This window comes from Rhizobium sp. SL42, from assembly GCF_021729845.1.
Classification (GTDB): domain Bacteria; phylum Pseudomonadota; class Alphaproteobacteria; order Rhizobiales; family Rhizobiaceae; genus Allorhizobium.
The window spans coordinates 3,325,984-3,351,795 of sequence record NZ_CP063397.1; the positions used below are offsets into that span (position 1 = coordinate 3,325,984).

The following is a 25,812-nucleotide window of genomic DNA, read 5'->3' on the forward strand; positions in this document are numbered from 1 at the left end:
GTTACGGGAGAGAACTCAACCCCGCTCGTCCGACATTGCTTTCCAGAGCAAGGCCCCGATCACTGCGCCGGCAATGGGCGCCACCCAGAACAGCCAGAGCTGCTGCAGCGCCCAGCCGCCGACAAACAGCGCCTGGCTGGTCGAACGCGCCGGATTGACCGAGGTATTGGTCACCGGGATGGAGATAAGGTGGATCAGCGTCAGCCCGAGCCCGATGGCGATCGGCGCAAATCCGGCGGGCGCCTTGGCACTGGTGGAGCCGAGGATGATCACCAGGAAGAAAGCCGTCAGCACAATCTCGATCACCAGCGCCGACACGAGAGAATACCCGCCCGGCGAATGCTCGCCGTAACCATTTGCGGCAAAGCCGCCGATTTCAACCCCCGCCTTGCCGGTGACGACGATATAGAGCACCAGAGCCGCAGCTGCGGCGCCGAGCACCTGCGCTGCCACATATGGCCCAAGGTCGCCCCTGCGGAACCGCCCGGCAACAGCAAGCCCGACGGAGACTGCCGGATTGAAATGCCCGCCGGAAATCCCGCCGACCGCATAGGCCATGGTCAGGACCGTGAGACCAAAGGCCAGCGACACGCCCAGAAGGCCAATTCCGACATCAGGAAATGCGGCCGCCAGTACGGCACTGCCGCAACCGCCGAACACCAGCCAGAACGTACCCAGAAATTCGGCAAGCAGTTTCGAACGCATGAGCCCCCCTCCATGCATGAACCAAGCTGTCTGGGCAAAAGGCTGCAACGTCACCGTCGTTGCCTGCACGCGCCTGAATTCCAGACGCGCTACATTAGCAAAAATTACACTACCTGCAATTGCCGGGGTAACAGATCCGGGGTCATGGATCGAGCACGCGCGAAAGCCGCTTCTCGATCCGAACCGTTGTCCAACGGCTGCAAACTGCCCTGTCGTTCCGCAGACACATGATCAAGCCGGCTCGGGACCGAGGGCAGTTCCTACTCTTCCGGTTCCGTGGTGAACATCAGCGGAAATCCCGCCTCCTTGGCGAGATCGGTCGCCTCCTTGGCCTTCGTTTCGGCAATATCGCGGGTACAGACGACGACAACCGCCGAACCGAACTTGTGCGCCGTCATCATCACCCGGTTGCCGGCCTCCTCGCTCATGCGAAACACAGCTTTCAGCACGACGGTGACGAATTCGCGCGGCGTGTAATCATCGTTGAGCAGGATGACCTTGTAGAGCTTGGGCCGCTCCAGCTTCGGCTTGGATTGCAGCTTCGGCTTCAGGGAGACGTCTTTATTCGGCATCAGGCTCTTTCCGTCGTCGATCACATTGGTCAGGAATGGCCCCTGTCCGGCCATTCAACAACAGACGTTCCTCATCCCCCACGGCTGCAACTTATCCTGCCTCAGCTTTGCGCGCGGCGCAATATCAGCCGAAACCCTTGACCCGGCGCGCCCCTTCCCCCATAGGCAAGGCAACAAATCCCACTACGTGACGGAATGAATCCATGGGCTTCAAATGCGGTATCGTCGGACTGCCGAATGTCGGCAAGTCCACTCTCTTCAACGCGCTGACAAGGACGGCCGCAGCCCAGGCTGCCAACTATCCGTTCTGCACCATTGAGCCGAACACCGGCGAAGTGGCCGTGCCGGATCCGCGCATGCAGAAGCTGGCGGCCATCGCGGGCTCCAAGGAAATCATCCCGACCCGCATCTCCTTCGTCGACATTGCCGGCCTTGTGCGCGGCGCATCGAAGGGTGAAGGCCTCGGCAACAAATTCCTCGCCAACATCCGCGAAGTCGATGCCGTCGTGCATGTGCTGCGATGTTTCGAAGATGACGACATCACCCATGTCGAGGGCAAGATCAATCCGGTTGGCGACGCGGAGACCATCGAGACCGAACTGATGCTCGCCGACCTGGAAAGCCTGGAGCGCCGCGTCGAACAGACCCGCAAGCGCGCGGCGTCCAAGGACAAGGAATCGCTCGCCCAGTTGCCGGTCATGGAAGCCGTCATCAAGCTTCTGAACGACGGCAAGCCTGCTCGCATCCTGTTGAAGACCCTGGCTGCCGACGAGATTGAAGTGCTGAAGGGCCTCAACCTTCTGACCTCGCATCCGGTTCTTTATGTCTGCAACGTCGCCGAAAGCGATGCCGTGGACGGCAATGTGCACACAAAGGCCGTCGCCGAAATGGCCAAGGCTCAGGGCGCGGAATGCGTGATCATCTCGGCTGCGATCGAAGCGGAAGTCGCACAGTTGCCGGACGAGGAATCGAAAGAATTCCTCTCCGCGCTTGGTCTGGAAGAAGCAGGCCTCGACCGGCTGATCCGCGCCGGCTACCACCTGCTCGACCTGATCACCTATTTCACAGTCGGCCCCAAGGAAACCCGCGCCTGGACCATCGTGCGCGGCACCAAGGCCCCCCAGGCCGCCGGCGTCATCCATACCGACTTCGAACGCGGCTTCATCCGCGCCTTCACCATCTCCTTCGATGACTACATCGCCTTCAAGGGTGAAGTCGGCGCCAAGGAAGCCGGCAAGGGGCGTGACGAAGGCAAGGAATATGTCGTCCACGATGGCGACGTCATCCACTTCCGCTTCAACACCTGATCGAGTTAATTCTTCCCTACACAACCTACCCATGGCGTGATTCGGGAGAAGACTATGAATTGCAGACTGATGCTCCTATCGACGGTCGCCTTCCTGGCGGCCGTTTCTCTGTCGCCTTCCCACGCGCAATCAACCAAGTCGGTGACCGCAGCATCGATCCAGACTAAGATCAACGCGATCTTTCCGTTTAAGGGGGAACTGTTAGGCCTCTTCCATACGATGCCGGTGGACAATGGCTTCGACGTCGTCTTCGATACGCCACGCCTGCTGGAACTGTTGAGGGGAATTGGCCTGAGAGCCGAAGGCGCCACACCACTTACGTCACGCTTAGAGCCTCTGCCTGACGGCTCCTTCAAAATCGAACAGGAAGAAACCCTCTCCATCAAGGGAAATATCGCTAAGCCTCAAGGGCCCTTATCCTTCTATGCGCGCATCGACTCCTTGAAGAGTTCCGCTATTGCCGAGCCAGAACTCAGGTATCTTAAGACGGCAGAATCCGAAATGACAAACCTCGTTGTGGACTTACAGACCCCCACCAAGTCAAGTCACAGGACTGCCGACAAGTGGACAATCACACAATCGACAAGCAACGTCGAGAATGGACGATTGGATCTGGTTTCAACGTCGGTGGAACTCGGGCGCCGAGATAAAGAAAACTTGGAATCGATGGACGTCGACAGGATCGAGTCGACCACCACCATAAAGTCACTGCCCTATCGCGCGATCCAGGACCTGTTTGCCGCTTGGCTTAAGCAGGCGCAGGACGGCAAACCTCCGGCCGCCATCGCAGGCAGCCTGCGAGAAGAAATCCGTATGCTGATGCCTGTAGCGACACAGATCGACATGCAGGGCCGAGCGGAGAACACGCGCTTAGGGCAACCCGAGTTCAATTTCGGCATAGGGAGCATCGACTACGATGTCGTGTGGAAAGATCTCACCCGGCTCTCCAACCTCGACATCAAGCTCAAGCTCGAGGACACGGACACGGCCGGGCAATTGCAGCCAAGTTATGCGGCGCTCATTCCCGACACGATCACGGTTGACATGTCGGTTGGCGGGATCAACGTCCAAAATGCGTGGCGCTACTATTTCAGCACCGTCGACTTCGCGACACCGTTCCTGCTGAACACTTATCAACGGAACCGCGCTACCTCCTACTTGGTCCCCAACGACGTGATTCCGGTCAAGGTGGAAGAACTAAAGTTCAATTCCGAACTTTACAGCGTCCGCATGTTCGGCAACGCAACCTACAGAATTGGCGACAGTTTGCCGAAATTGGAACTTCGCGTCATTACACCAAGCCTCGACCCCTTGATCACCCATTTCCAGAAACACGCCAAGGTCAATCCGCAACTTGGGGAGGCAGCCTTTTTCGCTCTGATGGCAAAGGGATTCGCCGGCAAAGCGGGAAACGGATGGATCTACTGGGATCTCGCGATAGCTGAGGATGGCCGTCTCACCGTCAACGGCCACGACTTCACCCCACCGCGCACCAGACCATAGCAAGCGACCTTCGGCGATGGACCAGAAGCCGAAGACGGGCTAAAGAAACTGTACAGTCATGAACTAACGGGAAGTCATACATGCCGGACGTCAAGCTTCACTACGAGGATTTCACGCCCGGGAGGCGTTTCGACTTCGCCCCAAAGACCATTGCGGCAGATGAAATCATCGCATTCGCCCGTGAGTTCGACCCGCAGCCGATGCATCTGTCGGAAGAGGCAGGCCGCGCCAGCATTCTCGGCGGCCTCTCCGCGTCGGGATGGCACACGAGCAGTCTCTTCATGCGCATGATGATCGACAGCTACGTGCTGCGTTCGGCCTCCGAAGGTGCGCCCGGCATCGATTTGATGCAATGGCGCAAGCCGGTGCTGGCCGGAGACACGCTGAATGGCCACTCCACGGTCGAGACGGCCCGCCTGATGCGATCGCGGCCCCATCTGGGCATTGTGACCTTTCAACATGAATTGACCAACCAGCGGGGTCAGCTGGTCCTGTCGGCCAGAAATGCGATCATGTTGCGTCGTCGCCAGGTCGAAGAGGTTTCCGCATGAAGATGCTCGACCTCTATCCTGCCGGCACCCGCCTGGAACTCGGTTCGCTGACCTTCGCCGCCGACGATATCATCCGTTTCGCCAGCACATTCGATCCGCAGCCCTTCCATATCGACGCCGAAGCGGCGAAGTCCTATGTCTTCGGCGGCCTCTGCGCTTCGGGCTGGCACACATGCGCCGGCTGGATGAAGAACTTCGTCGCTTTCTGGGATGCCGAAACAACGCGGTTGGCGGCCGCCGGGACAGAAGCCCCCCGGCTTGGCCCCTCGCCTGGATTTTCCGAACTGCAATGGTTGAAACCGGTCTATGCCGGCGACACGGTCACCTATTTCATGACCCCGATCGAGACCCGCCGCATGCCCGGCACAAAGGGCTACATGGTCATTTCGGCGCTCTGTGAAGGCATCAACCAGAAGGGTGAGCCTGTCCTGCGCTTCAAAAGCAATATCATTGAACTTCCGGAACCCGAGGATTTGCCAGCATGAGCATCTACCAGTTCACCGTCCGCGACATCGAAGGCGAAGTGCGCAATCTGTCCGACTATGCCAGCAAGCTTGTCCTGATCGTCAATACCGCCAGCGCCTGTGGCCTGACGCCGCAATACAGCGGCCTGGAAGCACTGCAACAGGCCTTCAAGGATGATCTCGTCGTGCTCGGCTTCCCGTGCAACCAGTTTGGTGGCCAGGAGCCTGGAACGGAAAAGGAAATCGCTCTGTTCTGCGAGACGAGCTTTGCCGTCACGTTCCCGCTCTTCACCAAAATCGAGGTCAACGGCGAAGGTGCCGACCCGCTCTATGCCTATTTGAAAGCCGCGACCCCGGGGCAGGAACAGGGCGCCGATATTGCCTGGAACTTCGCCAAGTTCCTGATCGGTCGTGACGGCAATCCGATCGCCCGCTTCTCGCCGCGCACCGCACCGGAAGATATCAAGGCGGATATCGCCAAGGCGCTGGCCGGCTGAGAACCAGCCGCACGCCTGCGCCGAGGCAAGGCATTCGACCGACCGGATTGAGCCGGTCGGCGCTGTCACATCAATGGCCGGAGAATTCGACCAGCGTGCGCACTTCGACGCCAAGTGCCTCGAGCTTCTTGCGCCCGCCAAGGTCAGGCAGGTCGATGACGAAGCAGGCCGAGACGACGTCCGCACCGATCTGGCGCAGCAGCTGTACCGCGCCGACGGCCGTTCCGCCTGTGGCGATCAGGTCGTCCACCAGGATGACCTTCTCCCCCGGCTGGATCGCGTCGCGATGGATCTCCATCTCGTCGACGCCATATTCCAGGCTATAGGCGATGCTCACCGTCTCGTGCGGCAGCTTGCCCTTCTTGCGGATCGGCACGAAACCGGCCGAAAGCTGATGCGCGACGGCGCCGCCGAGGATGAAGCCGCGCGCCTCCATACCGGCAATCTTGTCGATCTTCAGCCCGACATATGGCTGCACCAGTTCATCGACTGCCCGGCGAAATGCCCGCGCATTGCCGAGCAATGTCGTGATGTCGCGGAACATGATGCCCGGCTTCGGATAGTCCGGGATCGAACGGATGGAATCGACGAGGTAATTCTGCACTTCGGAGCTCATTGGTTTCCATGGCCTGTGGGAGGTGGCGGCAAATTGGCCTTTCGAGAACGGCTTGTCCACCCCTCCAGCCGATGGGCAGAACGAGGCGAACGGCTGGCAGGCTCGTCGGGACACCATCAGGCAAACAGGCCCCAACAAAAAAAGGCGGGACCGCAAGGTCCCGCCTGTTTCACCAGATCGTCAGCAGACGATCAGTGTTCCTTGTTCGCGTAGACCGACTTCTTGGTCAGATAGATCAGGGCCGAGAAGATGAACAGGAAGATCATGACCATGAAACCCATGCGCTTGCGGTCTTCCAGATGCGGCTCGGCAGCCCACATCAGGAATGCAGCGACGTCCTGGGAGTACTGGTCGAGCGTCTGCGGCGCGCCGTCGTCATAGGTCACCTGACCATCGCTGATCGGCTGCGCCATGGCGAGCGCCTGGCCGGCGATGAAATGCGGATTGAAGTGCGTGCCTTCGGCAATCACAACGCCCTCTGGCGGCTCCTGGTAGCCGGTCAACAGCGCATGGATGTAATCCGGGCCGCCTTCCTGGTAACCGCCGATGACCGGGATCATGTCCCAGACGAACTGCGGGAAACCACGCGTCACGCCGCGCGCCTTGGCGATCAGCGAGAAGTCCGGAGGCGCTGCACCGTTGTTGGCAGCCGCAGCCGCTTCGTGGTTCGGGAACGGCGACGGGAAGTGATCCGAAGGCACGGCCTTGCGGGTAAACATTTCACCATCGGCGTTGGGACCGTCCTGCACTTCGTAGTTCGCAGCGAAGGCTTTGACCTGTTCTTCCGAATAGCCAAGGCCCTCCAGCGTCCGGAAGGACACAAGGTTCATCGAGTGACAGGCGGCACAGACTTCGGTGTAGACCTTGAGGCCGCGCTGAAGTTGGCCCTTGTCATACTTTCCGAACGGACCAGCGAACGACCAGTCGACCTGCTCGGGCTTCAGGATAGGATAGTGACCCGACTTGGCCGCATGTTCGACCAGATGGGCAAGATCACCCTCTTCGGCGGCGAGGGCCATGCCGGAAAATCCGGCCATGGCAGCAATCAGCGCGATGCTCGTGAAAAGCTTTTTCATTGTTCTACTTTCCCTCTCTCGCGCACTTAGGCTTTGGCCGCGGCAGATTTGCCGCTCTTTTCGAGCACGTCTTCGGTGATCGAGTTCGGAATGCGACGCGGCGTTTCGAACAGGCCGAGCAGTGGCATGATGACCAGGAAGAAGCCGAAGTAGTAAGCGGTGCCGATCTGCGACATGACGACATACATGCCTTCCGCCGGCATGGCGCCAAGCCAGCCGAGGACGATCGAGTTAGCCACGAACAGCCAGAAGAACAGCTTGTACCAGGGACGGTAGACGGCCGAACGAACCTTCGACGTGTCGAGCCAGGGCAGGAAGAACAGCACGATGATCGCGCCGAACATCACCAGAACGCCACCCAGCTTGGAATCGATCGGGCCGACATTGAAGGTGATCGCGCGAAGCATCGCGTAGAACGGCAGGAAGTACCATTCCGGAACGATGTGAGCCGGGGTCTTCAGCGCATCAGCCGGGATGTAGTTGTCCGGATGGCCGAGGAAGTTCGGCATGTAGAAGACAAACCAGGCATAGGCGATCAGGAAGACGGAAACGCCGAAGGCATCCTTGAGGGTCGCGTAAGGCGTGAACGGCACGGTATCCGTCTTCGACTTGACTTCGACGCCGGTCGGGTTGGTCTGGCCCGTCACGTGCAGCGCCCAGACGTGCAGGATGACGACGCCGACGATCATGAACGGCAGAAGGTAATGCAGCGCGAAGAAACGGTTCAGCGTCGGGTTGTCAACGGCAAAGCCGCCGAGCAGGAACTGCTGGATCCATTCGCCAACACCCGGAAACGCGGTGAAGAAGCCGGTGATGACGGTCGCGCCCCAGAAGGACATCTGGCCCCAGGGCAGGACGTAGCCCATGAAGGCGGTCGCCATCATCAGCAGGAAGATGACCACGCCGAGGATCCAAAGGATTTCGCGTGGAGCCTTGTAGGAGCCGTAATACAGACCACGGGCAATGTGCAGGTAGACGGCGATGAAGAAGAACGACGCGCCGTTGGCGTGCATGTAGCGCAACAGCCAACCGTGGTTGACGTCGCGCATGATCTTCTCGACCGACTCGAATGCCACCGAGACATGCGCGGAATAGTGCATGGCCAGAACGACACCGGTCAGGATCTGCACCACCAGCATGACGGCCAGCATCGCACCGAAGGTATAGGCATAGTTCAGATTGCGGGGAACCGGATAGGCGACGAAGCTGTCATAGACCATGCGCGGCAAAGGAAGGCGCGCATCAATCCATTTTTCGACGCCGGTCGACGGCTGGTAACTGGAAGGACCACTCATATTCTCTTATCCCCTCAACCGATCTTGATCACAGAATCGGACACGAATCCGAAGGTCGGAATAGCCAGATTCATCGGCGCCGGACCTTTCCGGATACGGCCCGCTGTATCGTAGTGCGAGCCGTGGCAGGGACAGAACCATCCGCCGAAATCACCGGCCTGGCCAAGCGGCACGCAACCGAGATGGGTGCAGGAACCGATCATGACGATCCAGTTTTCCTTGCCTTCGCCTGCAGAGCGAGCAAGGTCGGTTGCGTCAGCGGCAGCATCGACATTGGCGTTACGGGCAATCGGATCCTTGAGGTCGGCAAGGGCAACCTGATTGGCTTCCTCGACTTCCTTGGCCGTGCGGTTGCGGATGAACACCGGCTTGCCGCGCCACTTCACCGTCAACGACATGCCAGGCTCAAGCGCGGCCACGTCGACCTCGATCGAAGCGAGCGCAAGGGTGGAGGCGTCCGGACGCATCTGATCAATAAATGGCCATGCGACGGCGGCTGCACCAACCGCGCCGGCCATACCGGTCACCATGTAGAGAAAGTCACGGCGCGTAGGTTCGGCCGCATGTTGTGCATTGGTCTCGTGTTCGCTCACGGTCAAATTATCCTCTTCGCAATCCTGCGACACACCGCATTCTGCCCCCGCAGCGGGAATCATAAAGCAGACATAGTCCAGCCATAGATTCCCCCCAGATTGGCGCGTTCTAAGCTTGATAATCCATTCTGTCCAGTCTCCGCAGGGGGAAGGAGCCACTATGTCGCGGAATAAAATGTGACGTGTCGCCATGAGGTTGGATGAAGCGGACGGTTCTTGCAAGCCCGCCTTTTTTCGAGCATGGTCGGGTGCCTCCGGCCGAGCCCGGATGACGGGGTCGGGCATGAGAGACAATATCTATTGCGTTTTTTGCGTCCTGCTGACATTGGCGCTGGCGGCGCTCGGCATGCGCTACGTGACCGAGCTTTGGTTGTTTTCCTTCTTTTTCAGCCTGCAGCTGCAGATCAGCCTGATCGTTCTTGCCGGCATCCTCCTCTGTCTCCTGGTAAAACGCGGCGCCTATGCATGGATCTTGCTGGCAAGCTGCCTCGCCCTGATCGGCCACAGCCTGTGGATGAAGCGCGAATTCATCGCCAGCCCCTTGCCGGCTGAAGCCATCGCCAACGCCCCTCGCCTGCGCATCCTCAGCTTCAACATCCTCAACGACAATGTCGAGAATGCCGCAAATATCGCCGACATGATCCAGGGGTCGCAAGCGGATGTGGTCTACATCATGGAGGCCAATCCGCTTTTTGGCCAGCTCGACCGGCTCGGCGAAACCTACCCCTACCGCATCGGCTGCGGCATCGAGACCCCGACCTGTGACCTGATGATGCTGTCCAAGCATCCAATCCGGGCCGGCCGTTACGACGAACTCAGCGATCTGCGCGCCGACCGCTTTGCCGAAATCGAGATCGAGGTTGCCGGCCGCAAGATCAGCCTTCTCGCGGCCCACCTGTCGAAACCGTATTTCGACGATTATCACAGCATCGAACTGGACAACCTCATCCTGGGACTGAACGACGCCAAGGGCAGTGTCATCTTGGCCGGCGATTTCAATTCGGACAGCATCGCGCCGGACATGCAACGTTTTTTGCGCCGCTCCGGCCTGCGCAAAGTCGGCCTAGAACCCGCGACCTGGCCGATCGAAGCCGGCATGGCCGGGATTGCGATCGATCACATCTTCATCGGCAAGGAGTTCGCGCCACTGTCGCTCAAGCGCCTCGACGAGAGCTATGGCTCAAACCATTTCGGCCTTGTGGCCGACGTGGCACTGATCGGTGAACCCCAGCCCGACAGCTGATCGCGACGTGTCGCTGCCAGCGATTTTCCCCGCGCACGTTATGGCAGGCACGCATCAGGCCTGCTCGACAACACCCTTGGTATCGAGGAAACCGCCGGATTGCCGTGCCCAGAGCTCCGAATAGAGCCCGCCCCGCGCAACAAGATCGGAATGTGTGCCCTGTTCGATGATCCGGCCCTTGTCCATCACGACGAGGCGATCCAGCGCGGCAATGGTCGATAGCCGGTGGGCTATGGCCAGGACCGTCTTCCCCTGCATCAGCTTGTCGAGGTTGGACTGGATCGCCGCTTCGACTTCCGAATCGAGCGCCGACGTCGCCTCGTCCAGAACGAGGATCGGTGCATCCTTCAGCATCACACGGGCAATCGCGACCCGCTGGCGCTGCCCACCCGAAAGTTTCACCCCGCGCTCGCCGACATGCGCATCGAAAGCCTTGCGTCCGCGTTGGTCCTCCAGCCGCTGGATAAAATCGAGCGCCTCGGCCCTGTCCGCTGCTTTCAGCAGCTGCTCGTCCGACGCGTCTTCGCGTCCGAATACGATATTGTCGCGGATCGAGCGGTGCAGCAGCGCCGTATCCTGCGTTACCATGCCGATCTGCGACCGCAGGCTCTCCTGCGTTACCGTCGAGATATCCTGGCCGTCGATCATGATGCGGCCGCCCTCGACGTCGTAGAAACGCAGGAGAAGATTGACGAGGGTCGACTTCCCGGCCCCGGAACGGCCGACGATGCCAACCTTTTCGCCCGGCGCAATGGTCAGCGTCAGATGATCGATCACGCCCTTCTTGCGGCCATAGTGAAAGCTCAAATCCTCGAAGCGGATCTCGGGCGACACGACCCTCAGCGCCGTAGCGCCGGCGCGGTCGGTAAGGTCGATAGGCTTGGCGATCAGCTCGGCGGAATTCTGGATCGTGCCGATATTGCGCATGATGCTGTTGAGCTGCGTCATCATCCGGCCGAGCAGCATGTTGAGCCGCAGCACGAGGCCGAGCGTGAACGCGACCCCGCCGCCGGTGATCGCGCCGGAAAACCACAGATCGATCGAAATTGCAGCGACCATCACGATCATCACCCCGGACAGGATGGCAAGCGAGGCCCGGACGCCCGTCAGAAGTCGCGCAAAGGGCCTCAGCGTGTCCTGGAAACGATCAAAGCCCGCCTTGATATAGTGGTCGTTCTGCCGCTCCTTGCCGAACAGCTTCAGCGTCTGGATATTGGAATAGCTGTCCACCAGACGTCCATTCAACATCGACGATGCTTCGGCCGATTCCTTGGCGTGATAACGGATGCGCGGGACGAACAGGCGCGCAAGCACGAGGAAGATCGCGATCCAGGCGCCGATGACTGCCGACAGCCGCCAGTCGAGCTGCGCAACCAGGGCCATGGTCGAGATCGTGTAGATCACCATGAACCAGACCACCTGCAGCAGCGAGGTCAGCAGATCCCCGGTCGACTGACCTGCGGACCACACCTTGGTGACGATGCGTCCGGCAAAATCATTCTGAAAGAACGAAAGCGATTGCCGCGCGACATGCGCATAGGCCTGCCAGCGCACCAGATTGAAGAAGTTGAGGACGATCACCTGTTCTTCTACCAGCGCACCGATCGTCACGACGATGAATCGACCGGCGAGCATGACCAGAGCCATGGCGGCAAGCTCGCCACCATGGGCCGCGATCAACCCCTCCCATCCGGCATCCCTGGGCACGGTATCGAGCACATCGACCAACCGGCCGACAAACCAGAACAGGCCGGCCTCCAGCACTGCGATCGAACCGCCGAATACCGCCATGAGCAGGAAAGCAAGCTTCGCCTGGCTGACATAGAACCAGACGAACGCCCACGTCTTCTCCGGCGGACGCAAATTGTCCACGCGGGAAAAAGGATCGAGCCAATTTTCGAAGAGACGAGCAACAGAATTAAACATGCAATGCGATATAGGCGGTTTCGACCGTCAGGCAAAGCAAGCCGGCCATTACATTTGCGTAATATCGACAGCGCAAAAACGGCAACGGCGGCCGAAGCCGCCGAACCACCAGGTGTTTGCCGGGACTGCGCCCGATCAGGCGGTCGTCAACGCCGCCGGGCAGCCGTGGCTGCACCGCCGAAAGCAGAAGCCAGCCTATCGTTCATCGCACGCGCCGGTGAAGCAACAGGACGCGAGGCCGATGTCGCGGCATGGAGATCTGCGCGCCCCTCGCCCAGCCTGAACTGCGCCAGCAAGGCGTTGAGCGCGGCCGCCTGTGCTGCAAGGCTGTGGCTGGCGGCCGTCGTCTGTTCGACCATCGCCGCATTCTGCTGTGTACCCTGGTCCATCTCGTTCACCGACATATTGATCTCGGAAAGACCGGTCGACTGTTCGCGTGCCGATACCGCGATGGAGGCGACGTTGTTGTTGATCTGTTGAACCTCCGTCACGATCGACTGCAATGCCTTGCCGGTCTGGCCGACCAGATCGACGCCATCGCGGACCTTCTCGCCGGATGCGATGATCAATGCCTTGATTTCCCGCGCCGCCTTTGCCGAGCGCTGGGCCAGTTCGCGCACTTCCTGCGCCACAACGGCAAAGCCCTTGCCCGCCTCGCCGGCACGAGCCGCTTCGACCCCGGCATTCAGCGCCAGAAGGTTGGTCTGGAAGGCGATATCGTCGATCACGCCGATGATGTTGCCGATCTCGCTCGACGACTTCTCGATCGCCTCCATCGCATTGACCGCCTGATCCACGATCTCACCCGAGCGCTCGGCGCCGTGGCGGGTCTGTTCCACCAGCTTGCCCGCCTCGCCGGCGCGGTTGGCTGAATCCTTCACTGCGGTGGTCACTTGCTCCAGCGCAGCGGCGGTTTCCTCGACGGACGCAGCCTGCTGCTCGGTCCGGCGGGACAGATCATTGGCGGCGGAACGGATCTCATTGGCGCCGGCATCGATCATCCGGGCATTCTCGCCGACGGACTGCAGCACAGATTGCAGTTTTGCCACCGACTCGTTGAAATTGGCACGCAGTGGCTCAAGCTGGCCGGCAAACGGAATGTCCAGACGGAATGTCATGTCGCCATCGGACAGACCCTTCAGGCCACGCGCAATACTCTCGACAGCAAACGAGACGTCGGCGGCGGCACGAGCATTGTGTTCCTCCCGGGCAAGGCGCTCGCTTTCGCTGATGGAGCGATTGTTTTCGGTTTCCAGTTCCAGCCGCTCGCGTGCGACGGCATTGTCGCGGAACACGGAAACGGCAGCGGCCATTTCGCCGATTTCGTCATGACGATCCGTATGCGGTATCGAAATCTCGTTATTGCCGGACGCAAGCATGTTCATCGAGTGGGTAATCGCGCCGATCGGGCGCGTGACGCGGACGAGGCTCAGCAATGCCGCACCGGCAGCAACCACAGCAGCAAGCACAATGGCGCCGATGGTGGTGATGTAGGCGAACTCGGCTGCAAGCGCTGCGGCCTTCTGATCGTCATGGCTCCTGGCGCCGATTTCGTTGATCATGTCCTGCATGATAGTGCCGGCCTCGCCACCAATCGGAATCATCTCCGCGATGATGGCCTTTGCTTCATAGACGCGCGACGCCTTGAACACGGTGACGAACTTTTCGCCCAGCGCATCATACGTGGACAGGACTGCGTTCAGCTTGTCCATGCTCGCCTTCGTCGACGGGTCGGAAATCCTGTCGCTGAATGCCTTGAAAGCGTCTGCGCGCTCCGCGACCTTGCTTTGCAACTGCTCAAGCGTCCGCTTCTGGTCTGCGGCATTGCTGGCGGTCAGCGTCATCAGGTAAAGCCGGCGCACTTCGGACAAGAGCCTGTCCAGATTTGCCGTCATCAGCGATTGCTCCATCCGGTCTCCCAGCTTCTCGGCCTGAGCGTTGAGCTCGGATACGGAGCGCATCCCCAGCACGCCCTGCAGCAGGAGGAGAACGACGACGAGCGCAAAAAGCGCCGGTATGAGGAATTTGATTTTGACTTTGCTGAACATCTGAAAACCGCAATCTGAGCTTGATGGATATCGCCCTGTCTTGGCAGCTTAAACTAAAGAAAAAATTACCTCGGATGGCGAAGTCCAGCACTGCGCAGCCACCATAAGTCATTGTAAAATTAGAATATTGCGAAAATCAAACGAGCGACGGAACTGCCTCATGCCGCTTCGGTCAGGGTGAGCCTGTGGGCCTCAAGAAGAAGAGTGCCGGGCAATCCTGCGCCGTCCAGTCTGCTCCTATCGCGAGAAACGCGTCAGGTAGATTCCAAGCAGGATCAGCATCACGCCGATCACCTGACCGACATGAAGACCCGATGCAACCTGCAACTGGTCGATCAGCAGCCCGGCGATCATCTGCCCGCCGATGATCAACAGCGCCGAACGGGCAGCGCCGATGCGCGGAAACACATAGGAACTGACGGCGACAAAACCCGCCCCGATGATGCCGCCGGTAAACGCCCAGCCCGGCGCGAGTCCAAGAGTGTGGAAATTGCCGCGTTCGAACAGCAACACGAACACGGTGAGTAGCAGGAAGCCACTCAGGTGGTTCCAGAACGATGCTCTGAACGCACCGCGATCCATGCCGAGGCGGCCGTTGATCGAGCGCGACATGCCGACGAAGGCGCCGGCAGAAAGCGCGATCAAAATATAGCCGATCATGACGCGCCTCCCGAATAGATCACCAGCGCGCTGCCCATCGTGACGAGCAAGGCGGCCAGCAGGTCGAAACGGTTGAGCGGGCGTTTGGGGGTACCGAACCAGCCCCACAGGTCGGAAAGGAGACTGAACAGGATCTGCCCGACAAGCATCAGCGACAGTGCACCGGCCAGGGCAAGGCTGGAATTGACCGCGATGGACCCCAGCGCAACGGCAAGCGCGCCCGGCGCTCCGCCGAAATAGGACCAGCGTGGCGGTTTGCCGGCATTGATGGCCGGGTCAGCCGGTTTCGAAGACCAGACCCGGGTAGCCTGCAAGAGCAAGACCGCCACGACTGCCCCGACGCCGTGCACGACCCAGGAGGCGATGAACGGGGTTGAATAGCTGGCAAGCCCGCTGTTCAACGTGACCATCACCGCCAGCATGCCCCCAGCAACGGCCGCCCAGATCCAGTCGAGATATTGCCGCATCGGCTTCGCCATTTCATTGATTTCGGAGTGCGTTTAGCACCCGAATAAGCATGCGGACAGGCAATGCCAATCGACATTTCCTGATCCGGGTGCAGAAAAACTCGAACGCGCCGCCGGATGAATGGCGACGCGTTGCGGCAGTAAGGGGGAAACGGCGGTATTACTCCGCCGCCTCGTCGGTTTCGTCGCCGTCCTCGGCTGCCAGGAAGCCGCCGGACTGGCGGTTCCAGAGGTCGGCATACACCCCGCCCAGCGCCACCAGTTCCTGGTGAGAACCACTTTCGATGATCCGCCCCTTGTCGAGCACGATCAGCCGATCCATCTGGGTCAGGGTCGACAGGCGATGTGCGATCGCGATCACCGTCTTGTCCTCGATCAGCTTGAACAGGCTTTCCTGGATCGCCGCCTCGACTTCCGAATCGAGCGCCGACGTCGCCTCGTCGAGCACCAGAACTGGCGCATCCTTGAGGAAGACGCGTGCGATCGCGATCCGCTGGCGCTGGCCACCGGACAGCTTCACACCGCGTTCGCCGACATGGGCATCAAGCCCTGTCCTGCCCTGCTGATCGGCCAGCGTCTGGATGAAGTCCCAGGCATTGGCGCGGCGTGCCGCATCGATCACCTCGACATCCGTGGCATCCGGCCGGCCATAGGCGATATTGTCGCGGATCGAGCGGTGCAGCAATGAGGTATCCTGGGTGACAACACCGACCAGAGACCGCAGGCTGTCTTGCGAAACCTGGGAAATATCCTGCCCGTCCACAAGGATGCGCCCCTTTTCCAGGTCGTAGAAACGCAGCAGAAGGTTGACCAGCGTTGTCTTGCCGGCGCCGGAACGACCGACCAGGCCGACCTTTTCGCCCGCCTTGATGGTCAGAGCAAAATCCTCGATCACGCCGTTGCGCTTGCCGTAGTGGAAACCCACGCCGTCATAGACGATCTCGCCCCTCGGAGCAGTAAGGGCCTTGGCCGACGGCACGTCGACAATGTCATGCGCCGTGGTCATCATGCCCATGCCGTCATAGACGGTGCCGATGTTTTCAAACAGCGCCGCCACTTCCCACATGATCCATTGCGACATGCCGTTGATGCGCATGGCAAGGCCGATGGCGATCGCGATCGCCCCGACCGACACCACGCCGTCGAGCCAGAACCAGATGCTGAGCGCCGAGATCGAAAACAGCACAAAGGCATTGTTGATGTCGACGGCGACGTTGAGCAGCGTGATCTGCCGCATCTGGCGATGCACGGTATCGAGAAAGGCATTCATGCCTTCCTTGGCATAGCTCTCCTCGCGGCCGGCATGGGAAAACAGCTTTACCGTCGCAATATTGGTATAGCTGTCGACGATCCGGCCAGTCATCATCGAGCGCGCATCCGCCTGTTCGCTGGACAGTTTGCGCAGCTTCGGGATGAAGAAGCGCAGGATCAGCACGTAGATGACGATCCACGCGGCGAGCGGCAGAACCAGGCGCCAGTCGACGGCCGCCACGAGGGCCAGCATCGAGACGAAGAAGCTGGTGGCATAGACGAAGACGTCGATGACCTTCATCGTCGATTCCCGGATCGACAAGGCCGTCTGCATCACCTTGGTCGAGACCCGTCCGGCAAACTCGTTGGCGAAGAAGGTCATCGAATGACGCAGCAGGAAGCGGTGCATCTGCCAGCGCGCGATCATCGGGAAATTGCCCGCCAGAACCTGGTGCATCGTGATCGAGTGGATAATGCCGACGAGCGGCAAGCCGACCAGCACCAGCGCGCCCATGGCGATCAGCCGCGAACCCTCGTTTTCAAGGAACGTCGTGCGGTCGGCATTCGACAGCCAGTCGACGATATTGCCGAGGAACTGGTAGAGGAACACTTCGCCCACCGCGATCAGCAGCGAACAAAGCCCAAGGAGCAGCAGCCAAGGCCATGCGGGCTTGGTGTAGTGCCAGCAAAAGGCAAACAGCCCCTTCGGCGGCAATGACGGCGCATCCGAAGGATAGGCATTCAAGCGGTTTTCAAACCACGAGAACATGAGAAACTCCATGAAGAGCCGCGCGAGCGGACATGTCATCGGGACGTGTCGCGACTGTGCGAAATGTCAATGTTTGAGGCCACATAGGGCCGCAAGATGAATCAGTTTGGGAAATTCGATGGCGAAGGTTTCGCCGTCACGCAGGTCTGCCGGGGTTGGCAAGCAGGTGGGGCACTGGCTTCAAACCGAAAAAATCCATCGATGGCCCTCCCTTGTGCGTGTTTCAGATGATCTTGTTGTAATCACCTCCGACACGCTTGCAAAGCGTCGAATGACACTTGCCAGGGCATTCCGCTACAACTGTTGCAGACCGACAACAACCAGAGGGTTGAAGCGTGTCAACTGCTGCTTGAAGGCCATCATGGGCTGGCGTAGAACCCGCGTCATGACAGCGCTCCGCATCGCCCTTTTCCAACCGGACATCCCCGGCAATACCGGCACAATCCTGCGCCTTGCCGCCTGCCTGGGATTGAAAGTCGACATCATCGAGCCGGCCGGCTTCGTGCTGTCGGACAAGAACCTGAAACGCGCCGGCATGGACTATCTCGCCAGCGTCGCCATGACGCGGCACGTCAACTGGGAGCAGTTCGACCAGTGGCGACGCAGCGAAAACCGCCGCCTCGTGCTTGCATCGACCAGGGCCGCGGAAGCCTATACCGGCTTTTCCTACCAGCCGGACGACATATTGCTGTTCGGTCGAGAAAGTGCCGGCGTGCCGGATCACGTTCACGACATGGCGGATGCACGTGTCATCATCCCCATGGTCGAGGGCCAGCGCTCCATCAATGTTGCCATGTCGGCGGCAATGATTACTGGCGAAGCTTTGCGCCAGATCGCGCTTTAGGAGCGGGAAAAGGCAATCGTCAAGGAACCCGCCGTCCCGATCCGCTAGCTTCGATCCGGAAGAAAGCGATGGCGCGCAGCAATACAACTGCAATTGCTAATTCATCTGAAACGGTCTATGTTGCAGCGCAGCAAAAACGGGAGATGGAAATGTTCGAGACAGCATTCGCCCTGAGTTTGACCCAGTTCGCCCGAACCTTCAGCACGCCGGAACGGCTGCAGCGCCGGCCGGCGCGCAATGCAGCGCTGGAGCCCTGGCGCATGCGCAACACCGGGCTCGACGCATTGTTCTACGACGTCAAGTCGCTGTCAGCCGAGGAGACCTTCTATATCAGCGATGCGCTGGCCTCCGAAGGCCTGATCATGATCGTGCCACCGGCCGATCAGGGCATGCTGACAATTTGCGACAGCGTCGAGGAATACCGCCTGCGCGGCGGCCGTAACGTTCACGCGCTTGCCGTCGCCGGCATTGGCGGTTCCGCGATCGGCGCCGCCGCCTTTGCCCGCAACGTTGCCAACGCGATCGATGCACCGGTAGCCGCCGTCGTTTCTGGCTATGGCCTTGGCGACATCGTCAACGAGGCGATCGGCGGCGCTTTCTTCTTCGGTTGGCTCGGCCACGTCCGCAGCAATCTCGAAGTCATTGACGATCTTGTCGGCCGGCCGAAACTCGGCGCCTATGGCAAACGCGATGCGGACACAGAAAGCGTCCGCAGTACCGGATTGGACACCGACACGGTAGCCACGTTGCTGGCCGACCCGGAATTTTCGTTCAGCCTGCTCGCCGGTCACTCGCGCGGCAATCGCGTTCTGGCCGACGCACTCCAGTCCATGACCGAGACGGCACCGGCGCGACTGGAAACGCTTGCCAACAAGGCGCGCATCGTCACCTTTGGCGGTCGCATCAAGATGCCGGAGATCTTCACCGACGTGGTCGACGTGGTGGGCGAACTGGATTGGTTTGGCGAGATCAATTCGAGGCCGAAGATCAAGACCGACATTCGCGTTCCGCTCTGCGGCCATTCGACCAATACAGATATCGCCGGAGCCCTGCAGGTCACGAAAGTTCTGAAAGACATCCTCGGCGCGGCTTCGCCCTCGGCTGCTGAACTGAAGGAGATCGAGCCGCAGGTGGTCGAGGCTGAGACGCAGGCGGCGCCTGCCGTACCAGACGACGAACCCGCTCCGATCGAACTTGCGCCACTGGCGTCCGCCGAGACAGCGCCGACCGTAGCACTCATGCCCGATGTGCAAGCGGACGACGACGTGCCGCACGCGCTTGCCTACGCCGAACCGCCGTTCCCGGTTGTCAGCGAAGCCGGTCCCGTACCGATGGAACCGGAAACGAGCCCGGTATTGGCAACACCAGTGATGGTAACGCCAGAGATCGTAAAGACGGAGATCGCAACGCCAGCGAAAGCCACCAACCCGGCACCGACCGCCAAACCGACGGCACCGGCAAGGATTTCATCAGCACGGACAAAATCGAAGCGCTCGCCACCGAAGCACTGAGACCATCATCGCATCAACAGCCCGCCGTACAGCGGGCTGTTGTCGTCTCAGGTCCTTGCGAGGTCAGAGAAACAGCTTCAGCGAATTCCCCATGGAATTGTTGGCAATGTTGAGCGAGGTTGTTTGAAGCTGCTGAGCCGCCAACTGCGCCGCCAGCAACACAGACTGCTCATTCAGGTCCGCATCGACCAGACGACCGATCCCGCTCTGCGTGACATCCTGTAGATCCTGCATGAAATCCATGTTGGCGGAAACGCGATTGCGCGTTGTGCCGATCTCGGCGCCCGCGCTGACCATATCGGCCATGACCCGGTTCAGCGTGGAGACCATGCCCTCCAGCTCCGCAAAACTCGTCTGGCTATCGAGCCTGATTTCTTTCGAGGTCGCAGCATTGGGCACGACTGAATTCGCATCCAGCAGATGATAGTCGTAGAGAGCACCGGATCTAGTCATGCCGGAATAGGAACGGGTCAGCGTTCCATCGGCGGCATTCTCGCCAGAGATCAGCGTTGATTTTGCGGTATCGAAGTCGATCATGTTGATCGACAGGTCTCCCTGGCCGCCGGTGCCCGTCACCGATGCCACCATGGAGGAAACCTTAGGCTGAGCCCCCGCCTCCACCTTCAGCCAGTTCTGGCCGTTGAAGGCACTGCTTTCGACAACCGTGGTCAACTGGTCCTTCAACTGGCTGATTTCGGAATTGATTGCTTGCTTGTTCGATCCGACGGCGGTGGCGAGCACCAGCTTCGACTGGATCTGCGCGACAAGACTGGTGGCTTCACTGATACCGACGGCTGCCGTATCCGTCAGGGCGGCCGCCAGACCGTTCGCGTCCTCGACGCTAGACATCGAGAGGCTGCTCGCCTTCATCGTCGTGGCGATGGACCAATATGCGGCATTGTCTGCCGCCTCCCCGACTTCCCGCCCGTTCGCCGCCTGACGTTGCGTGCGCTCAAGCGCGGATGTCGAACCAGTCAACATCGCAAGCGCACTTGCGGATGTGGAATTGAAGGATACCGAAGTCATCGAGAAACCTTGTGTCGCATATCATGTCGAACCGGGCCGCGTGCATCATGCACGGCCGTCCTCACGACACAGGATGCCAACAAGGGCTTGTTGTTCGATTGAGCCAATCATTAGAATTCGAGCGAATTCTCAAATTCCGCGCAGCATGCCGCTAATCGGCAGATGGCAGCCGGCGCATGGTGAACTCGATCTGGTCGCCGTCGAGCTGGCGCCAGCTTTCCACTTCGGTCCAGTAGGCAGCCTTGGGGAAGGCATCGAACCATTCGCGCGCCTTGGCGCGGGCTTCGTCACGGGTGAGGCAAAAGGTCTCGCGGACGAAATGTCCGCTCCTGCCACCAGAAACCACGGAACGATGGTCGGCGATGCGTTTTTTCAGGCCGTTAAACGGTGGCGGACCGGGTATTCTCGTCATGACATACCTCGCATGACATGACATTAGTGCGCCACAGGGCGATTGGCGAGTCGATTTTCCGGGGACGGTTCCGCATCAATATGGTCGGTCCTATCTGGAACTGCTAATCGACGCATGAGCACGCAACGAGGAAAATCATGGAGCGACCGGACCTGCCGAAAGGCCTTCCAGCCGACATCGAGGACAAAAAGATTGTGGCCCGCGCCTGGTTCGAAAGCCTGCGCGATACGATCTGTTCGTCCTTCGAGGCGATTGAAGACGAGTTGGCCGGTCCGCTATCCGATAGAAAGCCTGGCCGCTTTGCGCCCAAGGACTGGCTGCGCGAAAATGGCGAGGGCGGCGGTGGCCGCATGTCGATGATGGAAGGCCGTGTCTTCGAGAAGGTCGGCGTCCACACATCCACCGTCCATGGCGAGTTCTCGCCCGAGTTCCGCAAGCAGATGCCAGGCGCAGAAGAGGATCCGCGGTTCTGGGCCTCCGGGATTTCGTTGATTGCCCACCCGGTCAATCCGAATGTGCCGGCGGTGCACATGAATACCCGGATGGTTGTGACCTCCAGCCAATGGTTCGGCGGCGGTGCCGACCTGACGCCGGTGCTTGACCGTCGACGCACGCAGGAAGACCCGGACACCCGCCTCTTCCACCGGGCGATGGAAATCGCCTGCCATCGCCACTCCGATATTGCCGACTATGAAGCCTACAAGGCGTGGTGTGACGAATACTTTTTCCTCAAGCATCGCAACGAACCACGCGGCGTCGGCGGCATCTTCTTCGACTGGCTCTATCCGCAGGACCAAAAGGGCGGCTGGGATGCGAACTTCGCCTTTGTCCAAGATGTCGGCCGCGCCTTCAACCTTGTCTACCCCAAGATCGTCCGCGGCAATTTCAATACGCCTTGGACGGAAGAGGACCGCGACGAGCAGCTGATCCGCAGGGGACGTTACGTGGAGTTCAACCTGCTCCACGATCGCGGCACGATCTTCGGCCTGAAAACCGGCGGCAATGTCGAATCGATTCTTTCGTCCATGCCACCGGTGGTCCGCTGGCCATAGCAAGAACGCAATGGCAAGCCCGGATACAGGTTATCCACTGCTCCTGTCGGCAGCAGTGGATAAAGAATATGCTAAAATAACGGAAGCTTAGCGCAAGCACCGCGAATGCTTGACGGAAATCATTGCATTCAACCGCATCCTTGCTCATTCTGCGGCCTCACGCAGTTTCGAGGAGGAGAATGCGATGGCCCAGTCAGGTACTGCAACCATTCCCGCAGTGAGTGAAACCGCCGCCCGTGCAATTGACGCGCCCGAGTTGATCGACCGCCTGGCGGAACGCCTGCGAGCATCAAGCGATGTCGATCTTCCACATTCCTATTTCGTCGAACAGGTCCGACTTGGTCTGGGCGGCATCGATCTGGCGGATCAGATGATCGCCAACGATATCGAGAGTGCCGGTCGCAAGCAGCAGAAAACTGCTGCGCAATCGGTTTTTCATGCCTGGGCGATGCCCGACTGACACAGCGGCACAACCTGCACACAGAAAATAACGGACGATCCACCAACCACCGCCTGCATCCCGCCCGTGCTCGACACGGGCGGCTTTTTATCATCTGGCATGAACAAACGACCGGCTTGGTCGTTACACCTCAATTGGCTGGAATCATCGGGCTGAGGCGCCCTGGCCAAAAACGGAGGAGGCAACCATGAAAAGCTTTGAGTGTGGAACCCTGGTCCCGGGCTGCAATTGGCATACCCGGGCAGAAGAAGACGCTGAAGTGGTGCGCCGTGCCGTCGAGCACCTGCGCGCAGCACATGGCGAGGACGTCATACGTCCCGCCATGATCGACAACATCAAGGCACGCATCCGCGCGGAACATAAGGTCGACAGCTGAGAGAATGATATGCTGGGCCGACGGAACGCTGACCGGGAGGGTCAGCCTTTCGTAAGCTCGGCTATGCGGGCAAGCAGTTTTTCGCGGTCCAGGGTGAAGTTGGAAGCAATCCAACCGGCCTCGACTTTGGCGAGGATCTCACCGACAGCTGGACCGGGGGGAACCTGCGCTGCAAGTACGTCGCTGCCCTTCACCGGCAGGACGGGTCTCGAAAAGCGCTCGGCGCGCTGCAGGAGCGCCGAGAGGCGTCCGGTTCGCGCCATCGCTTTTGCATCGCCATCGGCCTGCATGCGAGCCGCTGCTAGTTCAAGCTTCAGCATGGCGATCATGCCTTCCTTGCCGAAATGGTAGAGGTCTCGATCAAAAGCCACATCGGTCGTCGTCTCCGACGGTTTCGGCGCCTTGGCGAAACGCTCCAGAACCTGAGCCTCCGCGTTGGATAGCTTCAGCCGCTCTGCCATGGATGCGATCCGCGCTGCATCCTTCGGCACGATCGCAGACAGGCGCAGCAGCGGATCGATTGTCCAGCCCAATGCCTGCTCGGCGGCAATCAGACCGGGAATGGCGTCGATGCCCCATTTTTCCGTTTCCGGCAGGATCTCCCCCAATACCCCAGACTGGCGCATCCACAAAAGCGCCCTGCCCGGATCCCGCGCCGAAAGCAGCTTCTTCGTCTCGCTCCAGACCCGCTCGGCCGACAACGTCTTCAGTTTGTCGCGCGCCCTGGCGCAGGCTTTCAGCCCCGCCGCATCGGGACGGCCATGGCCGTAATAGGCAAAGAAGCGGAAGAACCGCAGCACGCGCAGATAGTCTTCCGCGATCCGCTGCTCTGCGTCGCCAATGAAGCGGACTGTGCGCGTCTCGATATCGGCAAGCCCGCCGACCAGGTCGATGACCTGCCCGTCCGCCCCTGCATAGAGCCCGTTGATCGTCAGGTCGCGGCGCTCGGCATCTTCCTGCCAGTCGGCTCCGAAGGCGACCTGCGCCCGCCGTCCGTCCGTCTCGACGTCCCGCCGCAGCGTCGTCACCTCGTAGCCCTTGCCGTCGATGACCAGTGTCACCGTCCCATGCTCGATGCCCGTCGGAACAGCCTTGATGCCCGCGGCATTGGCGCGAGCAACCACCTCTTCCGGCTGAAGCGTCGTCGCCAGATCGATATCGCTGACCGGCAGTCCGAGCAGGCCGTTGCGCACGGCTCCGCCTGCAACCCGAACCTCGCCGCCATCGGCATTCAGCAAACCGAACAGCCGCCCGAGCGCCGGTGTCCGGAACCAGTCCTGCTGTGAAAGATCGGTCATGCATAAAGCCTTTCGTATAGCGTCCGGATGATACCGGCGGTAATGCCCCAGATCTGGCGTTCGCCATAGGGCATCACGTAAAAATGGCGGACGGCGCCCTGCCAGACCCGGCTGTCTTGGCGATGATTTTGCGGGTTCATCAGGAACGACAACGGCACTTCGAAAACGCTGTCGACTTCCGCGGGATTGGGGGTAATCGTGAAGCCGGGCTGCACCACCGCCAACACCGGCACGATGCGAAATCCGGTGCCGGCCAGATATTGCGGCAGCCGACCGACGGTTTCGACATAACGCGGCTCGAGCCCGATCTCCTCATGCGCCTCGCGAACCGCCGCCTGTTCCGGGGAAATGTCGGTCTCGTCGATACCGCCACCTGGAAAAGCGATCTGTCCGGCATGCTTGCGCAGCTTCGTCGTGCGTTTTGTCAGGATCAGCCGCGCCTCGTCACCATCGTCGATGATCGGCACCAGGACCGCGGCATCCTTGAGCTTCAGGCTTTCGATCTCGATGACGCTGGCAAGGTTCAGCACATGGTCGCCGTGATCGCGCCATGCCTGATCGACCGGCCCGCCGGCCTGGTTCAGCGCCCGGCGGCGGAAATCCGCGGCCGAAAATTCGAACCCGTTCATCGCGACAACCGTTCGAGTTCATCCGCCGGCATCACCGGAAAGACAGCCCCACCGGAGCAGATCACGAACATCGCGCGTCCATCGATTTCGCGCACTTCGCCCATTTCCACCAGCTCATACATCACCGCGCGCGACACCAGGGCTTCGAGCCTCCCTCGGACATGCAGGTAAGGTTTCAATTCGTGGTTCTCGCCATGGATCACGAACCGCAACGGCTGTTCGACCCCAGCTTCGACAACATCGCCGACATTGGTGCGAAACGTCAGCACCTGCGCACCGTCGTTTTCGGTGACACTCATCTCTACGGCGACAAAATGTGCGTCCTGGATGCGGATCCCAACTTTTTCCACAGGCGTGACAAGATAGGTTTTCCCATCCTCGTCCTTACGCAGAACCGTGGAAAACAGCCGCACAAGAGGCGCCCTGCCGATCGGTGTGCCCATGTAGTACCAGGTCCCATCGGCGCGGATTTCCATATCGAGATCGCCGCAAAACGGCGGTTCCCAACGTTCGACCGGCGGCAAAGCGTCTTTCCCGCCCTCGGTTTGCGCCGCCGCGCGCGAAATCAGCGCAGCCAAGCCCGCCGCATCCGTCGTCGCATTCAGCGTTTCGCTTGCCATAATCGCGTCCCGGTTTCGTCTCTAAGCTATCACAGTCACGA

At 60.2% G+C, this 25,812-nt stretch carries 27 protein-coding genes; 11 read left to right on the forward strand and 16 right to left on the reverse strand.

The features are described from left to right. Nucleotides 1–15: 15 nt before the first annotated feature. Nucleotides 16–705: an aquaporin Z gene (aqpZ, locus tag IM739_RS15700; RefSeq protein WP_237368631.1), complete on the reverse strand. Its 690-nt coding sequence runs from the start codon at nt 703–705 to the stop codon at nt 16–18. A gap of 260 nt (nt 706–965) precedes the next feature. After that, nucleotides 966–1,277 (reverse strand): ATP-dependent Clp protease adapter ClpS, encoded by a 312-nt coding sequence (clpS, locus tag IM739_RS15705; protein ID WP_037075493.1) that lies wholly within the window; start codon nt 1,275–1,277, stop codon nt 966–968. A gap of 203 nt (nt 1,278–1,480) precedes the next feature. On the opposite strand from clpS, the gene ychF reads away from it, so the two are divergent. The 5 genes from ychF to IM739_RS15730 all read left to right on the forward strand — a co-directional run bounded on the left by ychF (nt 1,481) and on the right by IM739_RS15730 (nt 5,599). Continuing rightward, nucleotides 1,481–2,584: a redox-regulated ATPase YchF gene (gene ychF, locus IM739_RS15710; protein ID WP_237368632.1), complete on the forward strand. Its 1,104-nt coding sequence runs from the start codon at nt 1,481–1,483 to the stop codon at nt 2,582–2,584. Nucleotides 2,585–2,638: 54 nt separating this feature from the next. After that, nucleotides 2,639–4,087, forward strand: coding sequence for a hypothetical protein (locus tag IM739_RS15715; RefSeq protein WP_237368633.1), 1,449 nt, complete (start codon nt 2,639–2,641; stop codon nt 4,085–4,087). Between the two features lie 80 nt (nt 4,088–4,167). Next, complete coding sequence (locus tag IM739_RS15720; protein ID WP_237368634.1) at nt 4,168–4,638, forward strand: MaoC family dehydratase; 471 nt, start codon at nt 4,168–4,170, stop codon at nt 4,636–4,638. Further along, entirely contained in the window at nt 4,635–5,123 is a 489-nt protein-coding gene (locus IM739_RS15725; RefSeq protein ID WP_237368635.1) for a MaoC family dehydratase, read from the forward strand. The genes IM739_RS15720 and IM739_RS15725 overlap by 4 nt, the downstream gene beginning before the upstream one ends. Beyond that, complete coding sequence (locus IM739_RS15730; protein WP_237368636.1) at nt 5,120–5,599, forward strand: glutathione peroxidase; 480 nt, start codon at nt 5,120–5,122, stop codon at nt 5,597–5,599. The genes IM739_RS15725 and IM739_RS15730 overlap by 4 nt, the downstream gene beginning before the upstream one ends. A 70-nt stretch (nt 5,600–5,669) precedes the next feature. Here IM739_RS15730 and IM739_RS15735 read toward each other — a convergent pair whose 3' ends face one another. The 4 genes from IM739_RS15735 to petA all read right to left on the reverse strand — a co-directional run bounded on the left by IM739_RS15735 (nt 5,670) and on the right by petA (nt 9,179). Then, nucleotides 5,670–6,215, reverse strand: coding sequence for an adenine phosphoribosyltransferase (locus IM739_RS15735; RefSeq protein WP_007608340.1), 546 nt, complete (start codon nt 6,213–6,215; stop codon nt 5,670–5,672). A gap of 191 nt (nt 6,216–6,406) precedes the next feature. Continuing rightward, nucleotides 6,407–7,291 carry a cytochrome c1 gene (locus IM739_RS15740; protein ID WP_237368637.1) on the reverse strand — a complete coding sequence of 295 codons (885 nt, stop codon included), beginning with the start codon at nt 7,289–7,291 and terminating at the stop codon, nt 6,407–6,409. Between the two features lie 26 nt (nt 7,292–7,317). After that, on the reverse strand, nt 7,318–8,586 hold the full coding sequence (locus IM739_RS15745; RefSeq protein ID WP_237368638.1) for a cytochrome b: 1,269 nt from the start codon (nt 8,584–8,586) through the stop codon (nt 7,318–7,320). Nucleotides 8,587–8,600: 14 nt separating this feature from the next. Then, nucleotides 8,601–9,179, reverse strand: a complete 579-nt coding sequence (gene petA / locus IM739_RS15750; RefSeq protein WP_037075490.1) for a ubiquinol-cytochrome c reductase iron-sulfur subunit — start codon at nt 9,177–9,179, stop codon at nt 8,601–8,603. A gap of 283 nt (nt 9,180–9,462) precedes the next feature. On the opposite strand from petA, the gene IM739_RS15755 reads away from it, so the two are divergent. Then, nucleotides 9,463–10,422 carry an endonuclease/exonuclease/phosphatase family protein gene (locus IM739_RS15755; protein WP_237368639.1) on the forward strand — a complete coding sequence of 320 codons (960 nt, stop codon included), beginning with the start codon at nt 9,463–9,465 and terminating at the stop codon, nt 10,420–10,422. A 54-nt stretch (nt 10,423–10,476) separates the two neighbouring features. Here IM739_RS15755 and IM739_RS15760 read toward each other — a convergent pair whose 3' ends face one another. The 5 genes from IM739_RS15760 to IM739_RS15780 form a co-directional block, all read right to left on the reverse strand. Then, nucleotides 10,477–12,348, reverse strand: coding sequence for an ABC transporter ATP-binding protein (locus IM739_RS15760; protein WP_237368640.1), 1,872 nt, complete (start codon nt 12,346–12,348; stop codon nt 10,477–10,479). 146 nt (nt 12,349–12,494) lie between these two features. Next, the gene (locus tag IM739_RS15765; RefSeq protein WP_237368641.1) at nt 12,495–14,396 is read right to left on the reverse strand and encodes a HAMP domain-containing methyl-accepting chemotaxis protein; all 1,902 of its coding nucleotides are present in this window, start codon (nt 14,394–14,396) and stop codon (nt 12,495–12,497) included. Nucleotides 14,397–14,633: 237 nt separating this feature from the next. Beyond that, nucleotides 14,634–15,056, reverse strand: coding sequence for a DMT family transporter (locus IM739_RS15770; RefSeq protein ID WP_237368642.1), 423 nt, complete (start codon nt 15,054–15,056; stop codon nt 14,634–14,636). Beyond that, nucleotides 15,053–15,535: a DMT family transporter gene (locus tag IM739_RS15775; protein ID WP_237368643.1), complete on the reverse strand. Its 483-nt coding sequence runs from the start codon at nt 15,533–15,535 to the stop codon at nt 15,053–15,055. The genes IM739_RS15770 and IM739_RS15775 overlap by 4 nt, the downstream gene beginning before the upstream one ends. Nucleotides 15,536–15,683: 148 nt before the next feature. Then, nucleotides 15,684–17,543, reverse strand: a complete 1,860-nt coding sequence (locus tag IM739_RS15780; RefSeq protein ID WP_237368644.1) for an ABC transporter ATP-binding protein — start codon at nt 17,541–17,543, stop codon at nt 15,684–15,686. Nucleotides 17,544–17,928: 385 nt separating this feature from the next. On the opposite strand from IM739_RS15780, the gene IM739_RS15785 reads away from it, so the two are divergent. Both IM739_RS15785 and IM739_RS15790 read left to right on the forward strand, forming a co-directional pair. Continuing rightward, nucleotides 17,929–18,387: a tRNA (cytidine(34)-2'-O)-methyltransferase gene (locus IM739_RS15785; protein ID WP_237371090.1), complete on the forward strand. Its 459-nt coding sequence runs from the start codon at nt 17,929–17,931 to the stop codon at nt 18,385–18,387. Between the two features lie 149 nt (nt 18,388–18,536). Then, a complete protein-coding gene (locus tag IM739_RS15790) occupies nt 18,537–19,898 on the forward strand; it encodes a cell envelope biogenesis protein OmpA (RefSeq protein WP_237368645.1) in 1,362 nt (453 codons plus the stop codon). A 63-nt stretch (nt 19,899–19,961) separates the two neighbouring features. On the opposite strand, the gene IM739_RS15795 is transcribed toward IM739_RS15790, so the two are convergent. Next, nucleotides 19,962–20,924, reverse strand: coding sequence for a flagellin N-terminal helical domain-containing protein (locus IM739_RS15795; RefSeq protein WP_237368646.1), 963 nt, complete (start codon nt 20,922–20,924; stop codon nt 19,962–19,964). A 151-nt stretch (nt 20,925–21,075) separates the two neighbouring features. Further along, on the reverse strand, nt 21,076–21,336 hold the full coding sequence (locus tag IM739_RS15800) for a hypothetical protein (RefSeq protein WP_237368647.1): 261 nt from the start codon (nt 21,334–21,336) through the stop codon (nt 21,076–21,078). A 137-nt stretch (nt 21,337–21,473) separates the two neighbouring features. On the opposite strand from IM739_RS15800, the gene hemF reads away from it, so the two are divergent. The 3 genes from hemF (at nt 21,474) to IM739_RS15815 (ending at nt 23,224) form a co-directional block, all read left to right on the forward strand. Next, complete coding sequence (gene hemF, locus IM739_RS15805) at nt 21,474–22,388, forward strand: oxygen-dependent coproporphyrinogen oxidase (RefSeq protein WP_237368648.1); 915 nt, start codon at nt 21,474–21,476, stop codon at nt 22,386–22,388. A gap of 184 nt (nt 22,389–22,572) precedes the next feature. Next, the gene (locus IM739_RS15810) at nt 22,573–22,848 is read left to right on the forward strand and encodes a hypothetical protein (protein ID WP_237368649.1); all 276 of its coding nucleotides are present in this window, start codon (nt 22,573–22,575) and stop codon (nt 22,846–22,848) included. A 187-nt stretch (nt 22,849–23,035) separates the two neighbouring features. Then, complete coding sequence (locus IM739_RS15815) at nt 23,036–23,224, forward strand: DUF1059 domain-containing protein (protein WP_237368650.1); 189 nt, start codon at nt 23,036–23,038, stop codon at nt 23,222–23,224. A gap of 41 nt (nt 23,225–23,265) precedes the next feature. Here IM739_RS15815 and IM739_RS15820 read toward each other — a convergent pair whose 3' ends face one another. From IM739_RS15820 to IM739_RS15830, 3 genes are read right to left on the reverse strand one after another with little or no spacing between them, the layout of a single operon-like run. Continuing rightward, nucleotides 23,266–24,522, reverse strand: a complete 1,257-nt coding sequence (locus IM739_RS15820; RefSeq protein ID WP_237368651.1) for a CCA tRNA nucleotidyltransferase — start codon at nt 24,520–24,522, stop codon at nt 23,266–23,268. Then, complete coding sequence (locus IM739_RS15825) at nt 24,519–25,151, reverse strand: CoA pyrophosphatase (RefSeq protein ID WP_237368652.1); 633 nt, start codon at nt 25,149–25,151, stop codon at nt 24,519–24,521. The genes IM739_RS15820 and IM739_RS15825 overlap by 4 nt, the downstream gene beginning before the upstream one ends. Continuing rightward, nucleotides 25,148–25,771, reverse strand: a complete 624-nt coding sequence (locus IM739_RS15830) for a DUF1285 domain-containing protein (RefSeq protein ID WP_237368653.1) — start codon at nt 25,769–25,771, stop codon at nt 25,148–25,150. The genes IM739_RS15825 and IM739_RS15830 overlap by 4 nt, the downstream gene beginning before the upstream one ends. Nucleotides 25,772–25,812 lie beyond the last annotated feature (41 nt).

Bases quoted from the DNA above. Each gene is read 5' to 3' on its own strand.
- IM739_RS15720 (WP_237368634.1), top strand. From the start codon at position 4,168: ATGCCGGACGTCAAGCTTCACTACGAGGATTTCACGCCCGGGAGGCGT.
- IM739_RS15795 (WP_237368646.1), bottom strand. From the start codon at position 20,924: ATGACTTCGGTATCCTTCAATTCCACATCCGCAAGTGCGCTTGCGATG.
- IM739_RS15755 (WP_237368639.1), top strand. From the start codon at position 9,463: ATGAGAGACAATATCTATTGCGTTTTTTGCGTCCTGCTGACATTGGCG.
- IM739_RS15830 (WP_237368653.1), bottom strand. From the start codon at position 25,771: ATGGCAAGCGAAACGCTGAATGCGACGACGGATGCGGCGGGCTTGGCT.
- IM739_RS15780 (WP_237368644.1), bottom strand. From the start codon at position 17,543: ATGTTCTCGTGGTTTGAAAACCGCTTGAATGCCTATCCTTCGGATGCG.
- aqpZ (WP_237368631.1), bottom strand. From the start codon at position 705: ATGCGTTCGAAACTGCTTGCCGAATTTCTGGGTACGTTCTGGCTGGTG.
- IM739_RS15770 (WP_237368642.1), bottom strand. From the start codon at position 15,056: ATGATCGGCTATATTTTGATCGCGCTTTCTGCCGGCGCCTTCGTCGGC.
- IM739_RS15790 (WP_237368645.1), top strand. From the start codon at position 18,537: ATGTTCGAGACAGCATTCGCCCTGAGTTTGACCCAGTTCGCCCGAACC.
- ychF (WP_237368632.1), top strand. From the start codon at position 1,481: ATGGGCTTCAAATGCGGTATCGTCGGACTGCCGAATGTCGGCAAGTCC.
- IM739_RS15725 (WP_237368635.1), top strand. From the start codon at position 4,635: ATGAAGATGCTCGACCTCTATCCTGCCGGCACCCGCCTGGAACTCGGT.
- IM739_RS15820 (WP_237368651.1), bottom strand. From the start codon at position 24,522: ATGACCGATCTTTCACAGCAGGACTGGTTCCGGACACCGGCGCTCGGG.
- IM739_RS15815 (WP_237368650.1), top strand. From the start codon at position 23,036: ATGAAAAGCTTTGAGTGTGGAACCCTGGTCCCGGGCTGCAATTGGCAT.
- IM739_RS15800 (WP_237368647.1), bottom strand. From the start codon at position 21,336: ATGACGAGAATACCCGGTCCGCCACCGTTTAACGGCCTGAAAAAACGC.
- IM739_RS15740 (WP_237368637.1), bottom strand. From the start codon at position 7,291: ATGAAAAAGCTTTTCACGAGCATCGCGCTGATTGCTGCCATGGCCGGA.
- IM739_RS15785 (WP_237371090.1), top strand. From the start codon at position 17,929: ATGACAGCGCTCCGCATCGCCCTTTTCCAACCGGACATCCCCGGCAAT.
- IM739_RS15735 (WP_007608340.1), bottom strand. From the start codon at position 6,215: ATGAGCTCCGAAGTGCAGAATTACCTCGTCGATTCCATCCGTTCGATC.
- IM739_RS15765 (WP_237368641.1), bottom strand. From the start codon at position 14,396: ATGTTCAGCAAAGTCAAAATCAAATTCCTCATACCGGCGCTTTTTGCG.
- IM739_RS15715 (WP_237368633.1), top strand. From the start codon at position 2,639: ATGAATTGCAGACTGATGCTCCTATCGACGGTCGCCTTCCTGGCGGCC.
- IM739_RS15730 (WP_237368636.1), top strand. From the start codon at position 5,120: ATGAGCATCTACCAGTTCACCGTCCGCGACATCGAAGGCGAAGTGCGC.
- IM739_RS15825 (WP_237368652.1), bottom strand. From the start codon at position 25,151: ATGAACGGGTTCGAATTTTCGGCCGCGGATTTCCGCCGCCGGGCGCTG.
- IM739_RS15775 (WP_237368643.1), bottom strand. From the start codon at position 15,535: ATGGCGAAGCCGATGCGGCAATATCTCGACTGGATCTGGGCGGCCGTT.
- IM739_RS15810 (WP_237368649.1), top strand. From the start codon at position 22,573: ATGGCCCAGTCAGGTACTGCAACCATTCCCGCAGTGAGTGAAACCGCC.
- hemF (WP_237368648.1), top strand. From the start codon at position 21,474: ATGGAGCGACCGGACCTGCCGAAAGGCCTTCCAGCCGACATCGAGGAC.
- clpS (WP_037075493.1), bottom strand. From the start codon at position 1,277: ATGCCGAATAAAGACGTCTCCCTGAAGCCGAAGCTGCAATCCAAGCCG.
- IM739_RS15745 (WP_237368638.1), bottom strand. From the start codon at position 8,586: ATGAGTGGTCCTTCCAGTTACCAGCCGTCGACCGGCGTCGAAAAATGG.
- IM739_RS15760 (WP_237368640.1), bottom strand. From the start codon at position 12,348: ATGTTTAATTCTGTTGCTCGTCTCTTCGAAAATTGGCTCGATCCTTTT.